The 15,516-nt window shown below is 54.0% G+C and carries 16 protein-coding genes; 6 read left to right on the forward strand and 10 right to left on the reverse strand.

What is annotated here, in order from left to right; genetic code table 11:
• Positions 1-11 precede the first annotated feature (11 nt).
• Genes HMY34_RS05940 through HMY34_RS05955 form a run of 4 tightly spaced genes read right to left on the reverse strand, consistent with a single transcriptional unit; the run spans position 12 to position 2,833 of the window.
• Positions 12-479, reverse strand: coding sequence for a GNAT family N-acetyltransferase (locus HMY34_RS05940; protein ID WP_228287990.1), 468 nt, complete (start codon positions 477-479; stop codon positions 12-14).
• Positions 480-491: 12 nt separating this feature from the next.
• Complete coding sequence (locus HMY34_RS05945; protein WP_202718363.1) at positions 492-1,064, reverse strand: transglutaminase-like domain-containing protein; 573 nt, start codon at positions 1,062-1,064, stop codon at positions 492-494.
• 6 nt (positions 1,065-1,070) lie between these two features.
• Complete coding sequence (locus HMY34_RS05950; protein WP_202718364.1) at positions 1,071-2,249, reverse strand: CmpA/NrtA family ABC transporter substrate-binding protein; 1,179 nt, start codon at positions 2,247-2,249, stop codon at positions 1,071-1,073.
• Positions 2,249-2,833, reverse strand: a complete 585-nt coding sequence (locus HMY34_RS05955; RefSeq protein WP_202718365.1) for an ANTAR domain-containing response regulator — start codon at positions 2,831-2,833, stop codon at positions 2,249-2,251. Before HMY34_RS05955 ends, HMY34_RS05950 begins: the two co-directional genes overlap by 1 nt.
• A 131-nt stretch (positions 2,834-2,964) precedes the next feature.
• Here HMY34_RS05955 and gloA point away from each other — a divergent pair, with 131 nt between their 5' ends.
• Both gloA and HMY34_RS05965 read left to right on the forward strand, forming a co-directional pair.
• Positions 2,965-3,360, forward strand: a complete 396-nt coding sequence (gene gloA, locus HMY34_RS05960) for a lactoylglutathione lyase (protein ID WP_202718366.1) — start codon at positions 2,965-2,967, stop codon at positions 3,358-3,360.
• Between the two features lie 9 nt (positions 3,361-3,369).
• On the forward strand, positions 3,370-3,924 hold the full coding sequence (locus HMY34_RS05965) for a protein N-terminal glutamine amidohydrolase (protein ID WP_202718367.1): 555 nt from the start codon (positions 3,370-3,372) through the stop codon (positions 3,922-3,924).
• Here the strand turns inward: HMY34_RS05965 and HMY34_RS05970 are convergent.
• Positions 3,864-5,006 (reverse strand): Fic family protein, encoded by a 1,143-nt coding sequence (locus HMY34_RS05970; RefSeq protein ID WP_202718368.1) that lies wholly within the window; start codon positions 5,004-5,006, stop codon positions 3,864-3,866. The genes HMY34_RS05965 and HMY34_RS05970 overlap by 61 nt on opposite strands.
• Positions 5,007-5,174: 168 nt before the next feature.
• Between HMY34_RS05970 and HMY34_RS05975 the strand changes: the two genes are divergently transcribed.
• On the forward strand, positions 5,175-8,330 hold the full coding sequence (locus tag HMY34_RS05975) for a leucine-rich repeat domain-containing protein (protein ID WP_202718369.1): 3,156 nt from the start codon (positions 5,175-5,177) through the stop codon (positions 8,328-8,330).
• A 52-nt stretch (positions 8,331-8,382) separates the two neighbouring features.
• Here HMY34_RS05975 and HMY34_RS05980 read toward each other — a convergent pair whose 3' ends face one another.
• Positions 8,383-8,673, reverse strand: coding sequence for a helix-turn-helix domain-containing protein (locus HMY34_RS05980; protein WP_202718370.1), 291 nt, complete (start codon positions 8,671-8,673; stop codon positions 8,383-8,385).
• A gap of 182 nt (positions 8,674-8,855) precedes the next feature.
• Between HMY34_RS05980 and HMY34_RS05985 the strand changes: the two genes are divergently transcribed.
• Positions 8,856-9,734 (forward strand): DMT family transporter, encoded by an 879-nt coding sequence (locus HMY34_RS05985; protein WP_202718371.1) that lies wholly within the window; start codon positions 8,856-8,858, stop codon positions 9,732-9,734.
• A 34-nt stretch (positions 9,735-9,768) separates the two neighbouring features.
• Positions 9,769-10,236 (forward strand): DUF695 domain-containing protein, encoded by a 468-nt coding sequence (locus tag HMY34_RS05990; protein WP_202718372.1) that lies wholly within the window; start codon positions 9,769-9,771, stop codon positions 10,234-10,236.
• Positions 10,237-10,274: 38 nt separating this feature from the next.
• On the opposite strand, the gene HMY34_RS05995 is transcribed toward HMY34_RS05990, so the two are convergent.
• The 4 genes from HMY34_RS05995 to HMY34_RS06010 all read right to left on the reverse strand — a co-directional run bounded on the left by HMY34_RS05995 (position 10,275) and on the right by HMY34_RS06010 (position 13,604).
• Positions 10,275-10,523, reverse strand: coding sequence for a hypothetical protein (locus HMY34_RS05995; RefSeq protein ID WP_202718373.1), 249 nt, complete (start codon positions 10,521-10,523; stop codon positions 10,275-10,277).
• A gap of 85 nt (positions 10,524-10,608) precedes the next feature.
• On the reverse strand, positions 10,609-11,514 hold the full coding sequence (locus HMY34_RS06000) for a DMT family transporter (protein WP_202718374.1): 906 nt from the start codon (positions 11,512-11,514) through the stop codon (positions 10,609-10,611).
• 28 nt (positions 11,515-11,542) lie between these two features.
• The gene (locus tag HMY34_RS06005) at positions 11,543-13,072 is read right to left on the reverse strand and encodes a PH domain-containing protein (RefSeq protein ID WP_202718375.1); all 1,530 of its coding nucleotides are present in this window, start codon (positions 13,070-13,072) and stop codon (positions 11,543-11,545) included.
• Complete coding sequence (locus HMY34_RS06010) at positions 13,062-13,604, reverse strand: PH domain-containing protein (protein ID WP_202718376.1); 543 nt, start codon at positions 13,602-13,604, stop codon at positions 13,062-13,064. The genes HMY34_RS06005 and HMY34_RS06010 overlap by 11 nt, the downstream gene beginning before the upstream one ends.
• A 136-nt stretch (positions 13,605-13,740) precedes the next feature.
• On the opposite strand from HMY34_RS06010, the gene ggt reads away from it, so the two are divergent.
• Positions 13,741-15,507 (forward strand): gamma-glutamyltransferase, encoded by a 1,767-nt coding sequence (ggt, locus tag HMY34_RS06015; RefSeq protein ID WP_202718377.1) that lies wholly within the window; start codon positions 13,741-13,743, stop codon positions 15,505-15,507.
• Positions 15,508-15,516 lie beyond the last annotated feature (9 nt).

Here is a 15,516-nt window from a genome sequence, read left to right on the forward strand (position 1 = left end):
CTCCAATATCACTAGAGCAATGTTTTCAGTTTGCGCCCGCCCGTGATGGCGAAACCTTCACGCTCATAAAATGCGAGGGTACGTTCAAACGCAGGTAGCGGCGGCGTGGTCACTTCCAAGCGTGTCCAGCCCTTGCTTGCACCGAAGGCACGGGCGGACGCCAGCAATTGTTTGCCTGTGCCATGCGAGCGGTAAGTGGGGCGCACGTACAATTCGGGGATCGTGCCGAAACTGCCTTCGGCGTACAGCGCGTAACTTTGGTACAGGGTCAGGAAGCCTGCGGCTGTGCCGCTTTCATCCGTTGCCACGAACACATGATAATGCCCGTCGCGGATAAAGGTTTGCAGACGTTCGGTAGTCGCTGGCAGGTCAAAGTTGAATGCCTGTTCGCCAATCGCTTGCATGATTTCCTGCAACAATTCACCGACCATCACGGCAATGGTGGGGGCGTCAGCGGGGGTGGCGGGATGGATGTACATGGTTATTCCCTCTCAAACAAGTTCAATATCGGGCAGGTTTGCATAAACCGTTTCCACCGTTGCGCTGCTTTCCAACACTTGCACTACGACGGGTAGCGGTTCGGCAAAAATCCCCGGCAAATCCTGTTCCTGCGGATTCAGCAGCGGAAACGCCAGTTGTTCGGTAGGCGGGCAGAATTCGGCAGCCACGCCCGGCTTATTGCCACGCGCATCGACCCGATACCAGCCGTAATCAGGCAAGTAGAGCGCATTCAACCCGTGCAGGCAAAACGGCGGTTCATCGGTAATGGTCAAACGCTGATAACACAAGCCCGCCGGAATGCCATTCGCCCGTAACAACGCTGCCAGCAAATGGCTTTTGGCGTAGCAATAGCCCGTGCCGTGTTGCAACACCTCCGATGCTTTGCATGTCACCGGATTCAGGCGGTAATCCCAACTGTGTTTGATGGTATCGCGCACAAACTCGAAACAGGTTTTGGCGATAGCTTCCTGTGTGGTGCAACTTGCCGCTAGTGCTTGGGCTTGTGCCAAAACGTCTGGGTGTTGCCAGTCGATGTAATGGCTGCTGGCTAAGAATGCTTGCATAAAATTCTACCCCAAGCGTAACCGCTCCAACGCCACGTAACTATTCCCCATCGCGATCGGCTGACTAGCATCGCGCAACACCCACGGCGCGAGGCAATGCACTGACGGCAAATAATCCACCGTCGGATACGGCAAGCTCAAGGTTTCCGCAGCCAAGCGATACAACGGTGTGCAATACACCTTCGCCAATAGTGCCGCAGGATCGGCGGGCAAAGTTGCCAACTGACCCGTTGCGTGCATTTGCGCCAAAAAGTACGCGCCGTGCGAATGCCAAGGGAAATTGGCAGCATAACGCGCAAACACGTTGAAATCCGGCAGCAAACGTTCCGGCTCATCCGGCGCGTAACGGTAACGCCCCAACAACGGCGGCTGGATCAAGGCAAGCGGCACATCCAAATATTCCGGTCGGGTTAGTAATTCAGCCATACGCACGCGATTGTGTGGCTCATCCAACCAGTGCGCCGCTTCAAGCAAAGCACACAGCAAGGCTTGATGCGTTTCGGGATTGGCTTGTGCCCACGCTTGGGTGACACCCAGCACTTTTTCGGGGCCATTGTTCCACAAATCGTAGCTGGTAACGGCAACCTGCCCGATGCCCCGACTGACCGCTTGCTGATTCCACGGTTCACCCGCGCAATAGCCGTCAATCTGACCTTGCGCCAAGGATTCGACCATTTGCTGCGGGGGAATCACGCGAATTTCCACATCTTGCCCCAACACCAGACCGCCATCCTGCAACCATGCCTGCAACAGGTAATGGTGCTGCGAAAAAGGGTAGACGCAACCGAATACCAGTTTGCGCGGCGTTTGCGCACTTAAAAGATGCTTGAGACCGTGCGAACGCACTGGAGAGGTGCATAATGCTTGCGGGTAATGTTCCCGCATGGCTTCCATCAACGGGCTGGCGACGGTAATCGCGCTGCCATTCAGACCAAGGCTGAACGCGGCTTGCATGGGAATGCCCAAACCGTCGATGCCCAGGGTTGCCGCCAAAGGCATGGGGGCAAGCATGTGCGCCGCATCCAGCTCGCCGAACGCCACGCGGTCGCGGATGTTTGCCCACGACACTTCGCGCTGCAAGGTGACGTGCAGACCGTATTTTTCAAAGAAACCGCGCTCCAACGCCGCTACCAGCACGGCACAATCGGTGAGGGGCAAAAAGCCGATGCGTAACTCTTGTTTCATCAGAATTTCCCCCCTAGTAAGGCCATTGCCGCGACGAAATTGCGGGCCGCTTCACCGATTTTCATATTGCGATCCATCGCCATTTTGCGCAGGAGTTGGTATGCCTCTTCTTCCGTCAGGTTACGGTGTTGCATGAGGATGCCCTTGGCTTTATCCACATCTTTGCGGTCTTGCAGGCGCGATTTGTAGTCTTCCAGCTCATCTTTGAGCTTTTGGTGTTCTTGAAAGCGGGCAATCGCCACTTCCAACACCGATTTCAGGCGTTTTCCGGGCAAATCATCAACGATGTAGGCACTGACTCCGGCACTGATGGCAGCGCGGGTGGTTTCAAGGTCGCTTTGTTCGGCAAAAAATACGATGGGTTTGGGCATTTCGCGGCTGACATTGCGCAGGGATTCCAACGTGTCACGGTCGGGGCTTTGCATGTCGATGAGGATAATGTCAGGCTGGTGGGTACGCACGGCGGCGAGCAGGTTTTCACCTTGCCCGACGCGGATAATGTGGGCGTAACCGGCGGCGAGCAGCGCGATTTCGAGACTCGCGGAACGGTCGGGATCGTGATCGACCAACATGAGTTTGTGCATGTGAACCTTGTTATAAGCAACAGCTAATGTAAGAACAATGCAAAAATTACGCCATTTTGCGACTAAGGCATAGGCGATACAAAATGGGTTATGCTTGTGCTTTCGGAAAGTGTATTGTCAGGAGTGTTACCATGCGAATCCTTCACACCATGTTACGCGTCGGCGATTTGGATCGTTCGATTGCGTTTTACACCAATGTTCTTGGTATGCAACTGCTGCGCCGCAAGGATTATCCTGCGGGCGAATTCACCCTTGCCTTCATCGGTTATGGCGACGAAACGGAGAATACCGTGCTGGAGCTGACCTATAATTGGGGCGTGGACACATACGAACTTGGCACGGCGTTTGGGCATATCGCGCTGGAAGTGCCGGATGTGTACGCCGCGTGCGACAAAATACGGGTAGCGGGCGGCAAGATTATCCGCGAAGCCGGGCCGATGAATGCAGGCACGACCATCATTGCCTTCCTCGAAGACCCCGATGGTTATCAGATTGAATTGATTGGTGAAAAGCACCAGCGCACTTAAACCAACACCATGAAACTACCCGAACGGGAACACTACCGCTACCAGTCGCGCTATTGCGAAGAAAACATCTGGCATCTGTGTCAGCAGCCAGAATTTCGGCACAGCGAGGTGGTAGTGATGGCGGCAAAAGGTAGGTTTTTTCCCATCCTCTGCCAGCGCAGTGCGAGTACGCCGACTGAACCGCTGCTGTGGGATTACCACGTCGTGTTGCTGTGGCACTCTGCGCCGGATGCGCGTTACATCCTCGATTTCGATACCACCTTGCCGTTTTGCACGCCGGTCGCGGATTATTTCCGCCAAGCGTTTTTGGATGAATCCGTGTTAAAACCGAGGTTTGTACCGCTGTTTCGGGTCATGCCTAGCGCGGAATATGCCGAAAAGCTGTTGAGCGACCGGCGGCATATGCGCGATGCGAATGGTTGGCTGGCAGAGCCGCCGCCTTGGTCGCCGACCAGCGTTACTGAAAGCAATTTGCACAAATTTACCGATATGCATGACACCGACTATGGGGAAATTTTGACGGCAGCGCAGGTGTTGAGACACACGGGTAAATTGAGGCAATAACGCGCATAGCGCAGTTCCCCGGTTTTGTGCAGCACGCCTAATTCCACCAGTTCTTGCAAGTCGCGGGTAGCCGTTGCGCGGGAGGCATTGGTCAGGCTGATGTAATTCTTGGCGCTCATACCGCCGTTGAAACCGCCGATACCTTCCGCAAACAGCCGCGCCACGACCTTTTCCTGCCGGGCATTCAGTTTGCCACGCACTTGGTCATACAAACGGGTTTTGCCGATCAGGAATTCGACTTGCTGGCGCGAATGGCGCACTGCCGCCAGCACGGTTTCGGCGAAATACACCAGCCAGCGTTGAATGTCGTTGGCTTTGTTCGCGGATTCCAGCTCGGTGTAATAGGCTTTTTTGTGCTGTTCGATGGTGTGGGCAAGTGCAATCAGCGTGGGTTGCCCCAAACCTTGCGCGAGAGCTTTTTCTGCCAAAGCGCGGGCAATACGCCCATTGCCGTCTTCAAACGGGTGGATGCTGACGAAATACAGGTGGGCAATGCCTGCGCGAATCAGGGGCGGCAATGCATCCGGTGCGTTGGTTTCGGTGCGGTTGAACCAGTCCACAAAGGCAGCCATTTCTGCTTCCATCTGTGCGGAAGGCGGGGCTTCAAAATGCACCTTGGGATCATCCAGTCGCCCAGAAATCACCTGCATGGCTTCAACATGCGTGCGGTACGCGCCAATCATTTGCACATCCCGCCGCCCGTTCAGCAACATCGAATGCCAATCGAACAGCGTTTGATGACTGAGCGGCTGCTGAAAGTGGGTGTATAAATTCACCATCATTTCCGCGATGCCGTATTCCGCAGGTGTCACTTGCCGCCTATCCGTTTGCAAACCAAACTGCCGCCGAATGGAGGATTGCACACTGTCACGGTTGAGGTATTCGCCTTCAATCGCCGAGGTTTGCATCGCTTCGTTGCTGACCATTTCCACCTTCAACTGGATGCGGTCATCTTCCGTCAGGTGCGTGAATGCACCCAGCAGCAAGCCGGATTCGTGCGCGAACGCGGTTTCCAAAGGTATCAGTTTCAGCGGGTCGAAGCTGAAATTAGGCCAGTCGGGTTGTTGCCAGTTCCATGTCATGAGTCATTCGCCGTGATTCTATAACTCATTTATAGCCTATTTTGTGAGTTATAGAAACCGTTCTACTTGCATTTATTAGGGCAACTACAACTTGAGCCGGTTTGAATAGCCCTGCTGTTCCGGCTACTATCGGCTCTATTGTCCCTTATGCCTGACTAGCTGACGCTTATGAAACCGACCCCGCTGGAAATCGCCCTTGAGCGCATTGAAGAATGCCGCCGTACCCGTTCGACCGCGCTCGACCTGAGCGGGCTTGGTTTGGATGAAATACCAGAACAGGTGTTTGAACTGACGTGGCTGGAAAAGCTGAAAGTATCTGGATCGCCTTGGGAAAAGGGAAACATTCGGAAAATCCCTGCCGCCATTGAGCAGCTAATCGCACTAATAGACTTGAATTGTTCTTCCAACCAAATCAGCGACCTCAATGTATTGGCTCACGTGCCTAACTTGCTGACGCTTGACTGTAGCTCTAACCCGATCAGTGACCTCAGCGCATTGGCTCACCTTCCAAACTTGCAAACGCTTCAATGTGGGAGCAATCAAATCAGCGATCTCAGCGCATTGGCTCACGTGCCTAACTTACAGACGCTTCAATGTTGGGACAACCAAATCAGCGATCTCAGCGCATTGGCTCACGTGCCTAACTTACAGACGCTTCAATGTTGGGACAACCAAATCAGCGACCTCAGCGCATTGGCTCACGTGCCTAACTTACAGACGCTTTCCTTTGGTGGCAACCAGATCAACAGCCTCAGCGCATTGGCTCACGTGCCTAACTTGCAGACACTTGGCTGTGGCTCTAACCAAATCAGCGACCTCAGCGCATTGGCTCACGTGCCTAACTTGCAAACGCTTGACTGTAGCAGCTCCAACTCGATTAGGGACTTCAGCGCATTGGCTCACGTACCAAATTTGCAGACGCTTCGATGTTGGAACAACCAAATTAGCGACCTCAGCCCTTTGGTTCACGTGCCAAACTTACGGAAGCTTTACTGTAGCTCTAACCCAATCAGCGACCTCAGCCCTTTGGTTCACGTGCCAAACTTACAGACGCTTCAATGTTGGAGCAATCAAATCAGCGACCTCAGCCCTTTGGTTCACGTGCCAAACTTACAGACGCTTCAATGTTGGAATAACCAGATCAGCGACCTCAGCCCCTTGGCTCATGTGCCTAACTTGCAGATTCTTCAATGTTGGGACAACCAGATCAGCGACCTCTGTGCCTTGGCTCATGTACCTAACTTGCAGACGCTTTCCTTTGGTAACAACCAGATCAGCGACATGTCGCCTATTTACAGTGTCGTGATGTCCGAGCAGTTACAACAGCTCAGCTTATACGGCAATCCGGCTTGTGGAATTCCTTCCGGTATATTAGGCAACCATCGATTGGATGATTGCCTTGAAAACCTCAAAAACTATTGGCACGACCTCGACAAAGGCAAAGAAACACAACGGCAATTGAAAGTGCAGTTTGTCGGTAACGGTCGAGTCGGTAAAACTACTCTGGCTCATGCATTGGAACACAAACGCGCCCCCTGCAAGCCGTTCAAATCTACCCACGGCATTGTCATCAAGGAAATCCAGCAAGCACTGGATGGCGAAGATGAACCCGTCACCTTGCAGCTTTGGGATTTTGGCGGGCAGGAAATCTACCACGCCACTCACCGCCTGTTTCTATCAGACGATTGCCTGTACCTGTTGCTGTGGGCAGAAGAAACCGAAGAACACTCGGACGAAACCCGCCACCCAGTCAGTTATTGGCTGGAGTCCATCCACGACCTTGCACCGAATAGCCCGGTGATTCTGGTCAAAAATCAGATTGACCGTTCTGACCGCTTGCCGGAACGCCCCGCCGAATTGAACGAAGAATTGCCCGGTGTCAGCCAAATCCGCTACGCCACCAAAGTTTCTGCCATGCAATACCGGGGAATACCAGCCTTACGTGGTGCAATCGAATCAGTGCTTGAAGAACTCAAATACCGCGTCTGTCTAGAATTGCCCGCTTCATGGCTAGAGGTACAGCGTGCATTGATTCAACTGCACGAGCAGAAAACGCTGCCCTTTGCCCACTTCAAACAGCTTTGCATCAAAGCGGGAGTCAGTCACGCCGAATGGTTCGCAGGCTATCTGCACAAAACTGGCGTATTGTTTTATCGAGAAGGCGCGTTTCAGGATCAAATCATCCTTGACCAGAATTGGGCAATTAATGCGGTATACCGCGCCTTTGACCCCAACAAACCGCACCGCCGCCGCATCGAACGCATGGGCGGGCGTTTCAGTGGTGAAGATGCCAGCCTGTTTTGGGCAGAGGAAGATACCAAGGAACAAGAAGTGTATGTCGATTTCATGCGCAATTGCGGTATCTGCTACGAACCCAAGCGGGAACAAAACCAAGAGGACAACAAATCCTTCGCCGAGCGCGAATTCATCATCCCTGCCCTATTACCCCTGACCAGCAAAGCCAAAACCGCGTGGGGAAACAGCCGCCCAGATGATTGGCAACTCGACATCGAATACCCCTTCCTGCACCGCAGCATCATCGAGCGCATAATCCTACGCATCGGTGAAACCTATGAAGGCGAACCGTGGCGCACCGGCATTTTCTGCGAAACCGACGAAGCTCAATTGCTGCTGGAATGCGAATACGCCAACAAACAGCAATCCACCCAAGGGCGCTTACGCTTCCAGTTACGCGGCAACCAGCCGGAGCGTTTGGTATACGCACTACGCAAACTGGTCAGCGAAACCAGCCCGCACCGCCGCTACCACGAATACCTCAGCAAAGCAGGCACAGAACGCACCCTGTTACCCGAATTTAAGGACGAAGCCATGCAACACCCATCTAAACTGGACGCAAGCAAACCCGTAGACAAAACCATCAAGCTGTTTATCTCCTATTCCCACGCCGACGAAGCCCACAAAGAGCGGCTGGAAAAACACCTGAAAGCCATCAGCCGCACCTTACCACTCACGGCATGGAGCGACCGCCATCTGTTTGCAGGCGAGGCGGTGGATGAGCAAATCTTTCAGCAACTGAATACCGCCGATATTGTCCTGCTGCTGGTCAGCCCGGATTTCATCAATTCCGACTACTGCTTCACCAAGGAAATGGAACGCGCCTTGGAACGCTACAAGGATGAAGGCAACGTGGTGATTCCGGTCATCATCCGCCACACCGCAAGCTGGCGTAACCACAAAATCGGGCAAATCGTCGCCCTGCCCAAAGACGGCAAACCGCTGGCGAAATGGGATGATGCCGATGAATTCTGGGGCAGCGTGGAAGACGGCATCCGTGATCAGGTCAACAAATGCCTGCAAGCCTAACCGCAAGCAGTGGTCGTATTGGCGATATGTACCCGCAAACGTGAAATGTGTTTCATAAACTCCCCCGTTGGCGCAACGTGGTTTGCAAATCGGCGATGGTTTGCGGTGGCTTTTCCGCAAACAGGCGATTGAAATCATCCATACAATTCAGGGCGAACACGAGTTTCAATAAGCTGTGAAAGCTGATTTGCCCAGTCGTTTCAAAGCGTTTGATGCTGGCTTCGGCAACACCGGATTTTTCTGCCAAGGTGCGCCGTGTGAGGTTGGTTGCCAACCGTTGTGCTTTGGCTTGGGTGGCAATGATTTTCAGCAGCGTGTCGGGCGTTTGGAAAACAATAGGCATTATATTGCCTCTAAAATCATAAAAATGTGTTTAACGGATATTATAGTATCTTTTAGTTATATTGCTAAGACACTTTCATTCTATAACAACGGTAACATGGCGTATCCGTGAAAAAAGGCTGGCGTTGGACTTACGGAGGCATTCCCGCAGACAATGCGTTTTTCATTCGGGGATAGCCCATCATGACGCCACGCAACCTGTTTGACCTGATCCTGCTGGCTGCCCTGTGGGGCGGGTCGTTTCTGTTCATGCGCTATGCAGCGCCGTCATTCGGGGCAATTCCGCTGATTTGGTTACGGGTAGCGATTGCAGCGGCGTGCCTGTTGCCATTGTTATGGTGGCGCGGGCAAAGTGGGCTGTTGCGGCAAAATATGGGCGCAATGCTGGTGGTGGGTTTGCTCAATTCCGCCGTGCCGTTTGTGCTGATTGCTTGGGCGGTGCTGTCGATTACGTCGGGGTTGGCGTCAATCCTGAATGCGGTTACGCCGATTTTTACCGCGCTGATTGGCGCATTGTGGCTGAATGAGCGGCTCAGCAAGTCGCAGATGCTGGGCTTGCTGATCGGGTTTGTCGGGGTATTGCTGCTGGCAGCGGACAAGGCCGATTTCAAAGCGGGCGGTTCTGGCTGGGCGATTGTGGCGCTGCTGGGCGCGACCTTGTGCTACGGAATTGTGACCCATTACACCCGCCACAAGCTGGCGGGGGTTCCCTCACTGGTCACGGCAACCGGGGCGCAACTGGCGGCGGCTATTGTGTTATTGCCATTAGCGTATGCGTTTTGGCCTGCGGTCATGCCTGACGTTAAGGCATGGCTGGCGGTGATTGGGCTGGGCGTGGGGTGTACTGCGCTGGCGTTCGCGCTGTTTTTCCGGTTACTGGCGCAAGTGGGGGCATCACGGGCGGTGACGGTCACGTTTTTGATTCCGGTGTTCGGGGTGTTGTGGGGCAGCCTGTTTCTGGGTGAAACGGTGAGTGCGTCGATGCTGGTGGGTGGGGCAGTGATTGTGTTGGGAACGGCGCTGGCAACAGGGGTGGTGCGTTTGCCCGCCGTTTTAGCTTAAGATCACGCCTTTACAGCCAACTCAGGTCAATACCATGTCAGACAATGCCAGCAACCCCGCCGAACCCGTGTGGACAGTTGTCCAACAAGCCGCCGCCGATGACGGTTTACACCTGTTACGGCTGCTGGATGTGGGGGTAAATTTTCCGTTTCGGAATTACCCGGAACGCTTCAGCATTTTGTGGGAATTTACCGAACTCGACGCCGAAGGCTTGCCCAGCGCGGCAGAACTCACCCGCATGAAGGATTTTGAAAATGCCTTGTGTGCGGTGATGCAAGCCGACCATGCCGCCTTATTGGTGATGGTGTTCACCGAGCCTGCGCACCGCGAATTTATCTGGTTGGCGCGGAATAAATCCGCCTTCACAAATCGGCTCAATACGGCGGAAAGTTTGGGCGCGAAACTCCCCATCACGCTTGACCACGAAACCGATACGCAAGGCGATTTCTACCTGTCGTATGCGACAAAAGTGGTGGAACGTTTGAAACCAGCAGCAGGGTAAGGGTCATGCCCAAGGGTTCAGGATAGCAACCGCCGTGGTTATTTTTTGTTTTGGCAAAACTTGTCGAACGCTTCTGGCGTCAACGCGAACTGGTGTTGCTTCGCCAACTCCCAAGAGCGTTCACATTGGTTGGTTGCTTGACACCACGAGTACCCGGCAGAACCAATACACCCATGAGTATCCCGATCGCCGCCCACTACTGGCGCAACGGGACTGGGTTTGGTTTCGTTACAGGCATATAAAGCAGACGCTAACACGGTTGCCAATACAAGTTTGATAGTACTCATTGCTATTTTCCCCTTAAAATATTTTTTGTTTCCGCCAAAGCTATCGGCTCAGCGTATTCGATTATGCACGCCCACAAGTATTCGCTCAATCAGCACCCTGCTTTTCGTGACGTACTGGGCGAACATTTGGCGCGGCAATTACACTTGCTGACCACCACAGCAGAATTCCCGACCCCACGATTAGCCCAGTGCCAAGGAAGAAATTCCACCCCAACACATCCTGAAACAGGAACACACTGAATAACGTCGCCGCCACCACCTGCGCATTCAGCCAAGGCGACAGCTCCGACGCGGTGATCAGCGTATACGCTTTAATCAGCAGAAAATGCCCAATCGCCCCGAACGCGCCCATGCTGATCAGCAGCAGCCATTGCAGCGCATCGGGCGTTTTCCACCACAGCGGCACGAGGAAACTCAGCACCACTGCCCCCACAATCGAGGTATAAAACAGCGAGGTGCGCGGATCATCCACCCCCGCCACTTTACGAGTCAGCAGAAAATACAGCGCCAGCAACAGGGATGCGAAAAACGCCAGCAACAACGCCGGTTCAAAAGTCTGAAATCCGGGGCGAATAATCACCAGCACCCCGACAAACCCACCCGCCACCGCCAACAAATGACGCGGCAGAATCCGCTCCCCCAAGAATACCCCCGCGAATAAGGTCACAAGTACCGGCGACAAATACATCAACGCCGTCGCTTCCGCCAGACTCACCGTCTTGATCGCCATGTACAGCAAGGTGTTAATGCCGACCATGCACAGGCCGCGCAACAACTGCGTTTTCGGTGCACGGGTCACGGCAAAATGGCGCACGCCCTGCCCATAAAACAGCAGCGACACAATAATGCTGTGGAACAAGAACCGCGCCCACGTCACCTGAAAGGTCGAAAACTCGCGCATCAGGAATTTACCCAGCGAATCCATCCCCGCCAAAATAACGGAGGCGATGATCGTAAGGACGATGGCGAGCAAAGCAGGACGGTTTTTCATGGCAGCAAGCACGCGGGTAAATTAGTCACTACATCCAACTCCGCCCGCTGCTTTCCGCCTGATACAAGCTGTCATTCACAATGCGCTTACCCGCTGCCCACGGAATGAACGGCACACCTTGAGCGCCCGACGCAAACACCAGCCGTACATGGCACAAGTTTTTGCGTTGCAACCACCAGCTTTGCGCATAACTCACCTGCTGCACCTTAAAAATCGGCAGGCAATAATAATTCACCCCAATCAGCCCTTTGCGGATATACAGAAACTGACTATCCAGCGCATACCCCCAGCGTCGCCAACGCAACACAATCAACCCGCCTACCCAAGCCCCTATCAGTAACACGACGTTTGCCAATAGCGGCGAGTCAGGGCGCAACAGCCATTGTGACAGCCCAACCATCACCAAACAAAATAACACCGGTCGGATTAAAAACCGCCAATCAATCGGCTGAAACACCACTTCGGCTAAACGCTGCTCTGGCAACGCCTCTGCCAGCAACGCCTGCGCATCCAGCGGCGTAACAGCAGGAATCATAATCCGCCCTGCTTCGGCTAAATCAGCCCGTGGTGCTTGAATTTGCTCGAAACGCACATTGCAGCGCCCAAACACACGATCCAGCCAACTTTGTTGCAACTGCACCCATTGCAAGCGTGACAGTTTCATACTCACTTCGTGGCGGGTGAATAAGCCGCAACGCTGGATATAACGTTCGCCACGCTGCACCAAGCTGTAATCAAAAAAGCTCAACATCGCACCAGCGACCGACAACAACCCCGTGATCATCACCACCAGCAACGCAATACCCAGCGCCAGCACGACCAGCCAGCTCAGTGATTGCTGCGTAGGGTCAAAATACCGCAACACATCAACGCCCAACGTTTCCAGCCGCCCGCTGATCCGTTCGAGCGCGTTGTCCCAAAACGGTGTCGTTGCCGCCAAAAACACCCACACCCGGTTATTGCTAATCCCATAAATCAGCAAATCGCCCACACTGCGCCGATTAAGCAGCCGTTCGCTCGGAATTGCATCTGTCACATCATCAATATCGCTGGCAATGGTATCTTGGGTAATCGTTGTGGTTGAATGCGCCGCATAAATGGCGTGTTGCAGTGCTTCCGCTTGTAAACGCGACAACGCGACCAGTTGCGCCTCTTCGCGACTAGAACCGGCGGTATCCAACTGCACCATCACATGATCCGTGAAGCGATAATACAAAGGTTGCTCCAGTTTCACATTTTGAATGCGCTCAAACGGCAGGTTGAGTTGGGTTTTTTGAATAATTCCCGCCTGAATATCCACCGTGTCACCGCTCACGCGAAACTGGTGAAAATAATAGCGCAACACCGCAATACCCGCGAACAAGCCCAAGCCTAGCAACATTACCCCCAGCGTCAGCAGTGGCGAATCCTGCAAGCCCCGATACGTGAAAATGGTGAGTGGAATGAGGTAAAACACACTGCCAAACACCGCCTGCAAACTTTGCAGACTGAAATACAGCAACGCAATCGGCGATAAATGCTGCCAATTTTCCAGCTTTTGCAGTGCATTATCCGCCATGCTGTAAATCCTGATGCTGCAAAATAAACTGCCGCAAACCTTGCGCCCGCTCGATGGGCAAACCGGGAATTGCAAACGTATACGTACCGCTACCGGCACTAAACACCTGCAAGGTTGCCAACCCCGCACTGCGCTCAAGCGGGCCACGTTTCAGTTCAATGTGCTGGATGCGGGTCAACGGCTGAATCACCGTATGCCGAAACAACAAGCCCCAACGAAACCCTATATCATGCTCGCGCAAGGCATACGCCACGCGCTGATCCGCAAAAATACCATACACGTTGTAAAGCACACTCAAGGCAATCAGCCCCAGCATTACCCAGCTCGCCAAAGGCTGATAGTCAGCGGTAATGGCAGACAAGAAGGTGTATTCACTGGCGAACCAGATAATGAGCAATACCAGCGTCACCAATAGATTTAGCATGGCATTAAGCGGCATATAACGCGGCGAGAGTGCTTGCCAGTCGAACTGTTCAACATCGGGTAAGTCTGCCAATGGCACGTTGGCGTTACTGAACGGTAGGTTTTGCACGGTGCTTCATTCCAAATTGCGTGGATGAGTCACACTCAGATATTTTAGTTACGTTGTCAATGTAAAGTTGATAAAACTGGTAAGATTGCGGGCGGGCTTTCGCCCTGTCGGTGTCACGTTAAACCAAGGAGTTATCATGCAAATCATCCCGCAGCAGTCAACCATTGCTGGTTGGCTATGCATCGCCGCTCTGTGCCTCCCCGCCTCACTGGCAGCGCGGCAAACCTCGGATACCGTTGCCCCGCAAACCACCCACACGCTCAAGCCGCAAACGCTGGTGAGCGCCAAGCAGTTCATGGTGTCAACCGCGCACCCCGACGCAACTCAAGCCGGTTACGCTATCCTCAAAGCAGGCGGTTCGGCGGTGGATGCGGCAATCGCGGTGCAATTAGTGCTAGGTTTGGTCGAGCCACAAGCCTCCGGTTTGGGTGGTGGCGCACTCATGGTGTTATGGGATGCCGACAAGCAGCAATTGGTAGCGTTGGATGGGCGCGAAACCGCCCCGCAAGCCGTGACCCCCGACCTGTTTCTGGATGAACTCGGCGAACCCTTGCCATTTATGGATGCGGTAGTGGGTGGGCGTTCCGTCGGCACACCCGGCACGGTGGCATTGCTGGCACACGCCCACGCCAATTACGGCAAATTACCTTGGCAAGACTTATTCAAAGCGGCGCAGCAATTGGCAACGGATGGCTTCGTGGTGACAGCACACATGGCGGAACAGATTGCGGACAGTGCCGACAGTTTGCGCACCTTTCCCACCACCCGGCAGTATTTTTTCACCCCATCCGGCAAGCCCTTGCCCGCCGGATTTGTGCGCAAAAACCCAGAATACGCCAAGACGCTGGATGTCATTGCAAAACAAGGTGCAAAAGGCTTTTACCAAGGCGCGATTGCCCAAGCCATTGTCGATACCGTGAGCAAAGCCGCCACCAACCCCGGCAAACTGGCACTGCAAGATTTAGCCGCTTATCAGGTAAAAGCGCGTGAGGTATTGTGTGTGGATTATCGCCAGCATGAAGTGTGTGGCATGGGGCCGCCAACCTCCGGCACGGTGGCGATTGGGCAGATTTTGGGAATGCTCAGCCATTTCGACCTGAAAAAACTGGGCGCAGACAACCCGCAAAGCTGGCGTTTGATCGGTGATGCCACCCGTTTAGCATTCGCGGATCGCGGGCGGTATCTGGCAGACAATGACTTCGTGGATGTGCCAGTGCAAGCCTTGCTCGCCCCCGCTTACCTGAAGGCACGGGCGCAGGCGTTGCACGGCGAAAAGGCGTTGGATACGGTTGCCCCCGGCGATCCCCTGCCCAAAGTATCCCAGCAATGGGCGGATGATGCCGCGCTGGAATTGCCTTCCACCAGCCATTTCGTGATTGTGGATGCCAAAGGCAATGTGGTATCGCTGACCAGCACCATTGAAAACGGCTTTGGTTCGCGGCTAATGACCAACGGTTTTCTGCTGAATAACGAATTGACCGACTTTTCCTTCAAAGCCGCTGAGGATGGCGTGCCGGTTGCGAATCGGGTGGAAGCTGGCAAGCGCCCGCGTTCGTCGATGTCACCGACGATTGTGCTAAAAGATGGCAAACCGTATATGGCACTGGGTTCACCGGGCGGGCCGCGCATTATCAGTTATGTGGCGAACGCGCTGATTGCGCAACTCGATTGGGGCTACGACCTCCAACAGGCTTTCAGTATGCCGCACCGTATCAACCTGTTTGGGCGTTACGAGCTGGAAGAAGGCACGTCTGCTATTGCCATGCAGCCCGCACTGAAAGCCTTGGGTTATGAAGTCACCACCAGTACGATGACTTCCGGCTTGAGTGGGGTGGTGATTACGCCGCAGGGTTTGCTGGGTGGGGCTGATCCGCGTCGGGATGGCACGGTGTTGGGGGACTAAGCAGTATTG

Source organism: Thiothrix subterranea, from assembly GCF_016772315.1.
Classification (GTDB): Bacteria; Pseudomonadota; Gammaproteobacteria; order Thiotrichales; family Thiotrichaceae; genus Thiothrix; species Thiothrix subterranea.

What these genes read in the sequence shown, in the direction of transcription:
- HMY34_RS05940 (WP_228287990.1), bottom strand. Translation starts at nt 479, where the DNA reads ATGTACATCCATCCCGCCACCCCCGCTGACGCCCCCACCATTGCCGTG.
- HMY34_RS05945 (WP_202718363.1), bottom strand. Translation starts at nt 1,064, where the DNA reads ATGCAAGCATTCTTAGCCAGCAGCCATTACATCGACTGGCAACACCCA.
- HMY34_RS05950 (WP_202718364.1), bottom strand. Translation starts at nt 2,249, where the DNA reads ATGAAACAAGAGTTACGCATCGGCTTTTTGCCCCTCACCGATTGTGCC.
- HMY34_RS05955 (WP_202718365.1), bottom strand. Translation starts at nt 2,833, where the DNA reads ATGCACAAACTCATGTTGGTCGATCACGATCCCGACCGTTCCGCGAGT.
- gloA (WP_202718366.1), top strand. Translation starts at nt 2,965, where the DNA reads ATGCGAATCCTTCACACCATGTTACGCGTCGGCGATTTGGATCGTTCG.
- HMY34_RS05965 (WP_202718367.1), top strand. Translation starts at nt 3,370, where the DNA reads ATGAAACTACCCGAACGGGAACACTACCGCTACCAGTCGCGCTATTGC.
- HMY34_RS05970 (WP_202718368.1), bottom strand. Translation starts at nt 5,006, where the DNA reads ATGACATGGAACTGGCAACAACCCGACTGGCCTAATTTCAGCTTCGAC.
- HMY34_RS05975 (WP_202718369.1), top strand. Translation starts at nt 5,175, where the DNA reads ATGAAACCGACCCCGCTGGAAATCGCCCTTGAGCGCATTGAAGAATGC.
- HMY34_RS05980 (WP_202718370.1), bottom strand. Translation starts at nt 8,673, where the DNA reads ATGCCTATTGTTTTCCAAACGCCCGACACGCTGCTGAAAATCATTGCC.
- HMY34_RS05985 (WP_202718371.1), top strand. Translation starts at nt 8,856, where the DNA reads ATGACGCCACGCAACCTGTTTGACCTGATCCTGCTGGCTGCCCTGTGG.
- HMY34_RS05990 (WP_202718372.1), top strand. Translation starts at nt 9,769, where the DNA reads ATGTCAGACAATGCCAGCAACCCCGCCGAACCCGTGTGGACAGTTGTC.
- HMY34_RS05995 (WP_202718373.1), bottom strand. Translation starts at nt 10,523, where the DNA reads ATGAGTACTATCAAACTTGTATTGGCAACCGTGTTAGCGTCTGCTTTA.
- HMY34_RS06000 (WP_202718374.1), bottom strand. Translation starts at nt 11,514, where the DNA reads ATGAAAAACCGTCCTGCTTTGCTCGCCATCGTCCTTACGATCATCGCC.
- HMY34_RS06005 (WP_202718375.1), bottom strand. Translation starts at nt 13,072, where the DNA reads ATGGCGGATAATGCACTGCAAAAGCTGGAAAATTGGCAGCATTTATCG.
- ggt (WP_202718377.1), top strand. Translation starts at nt 13,741, where the DNA reads ATGCAAATCATCCCGCAGCAGTCAACCATTGCTGGTTGGCTATGCATC.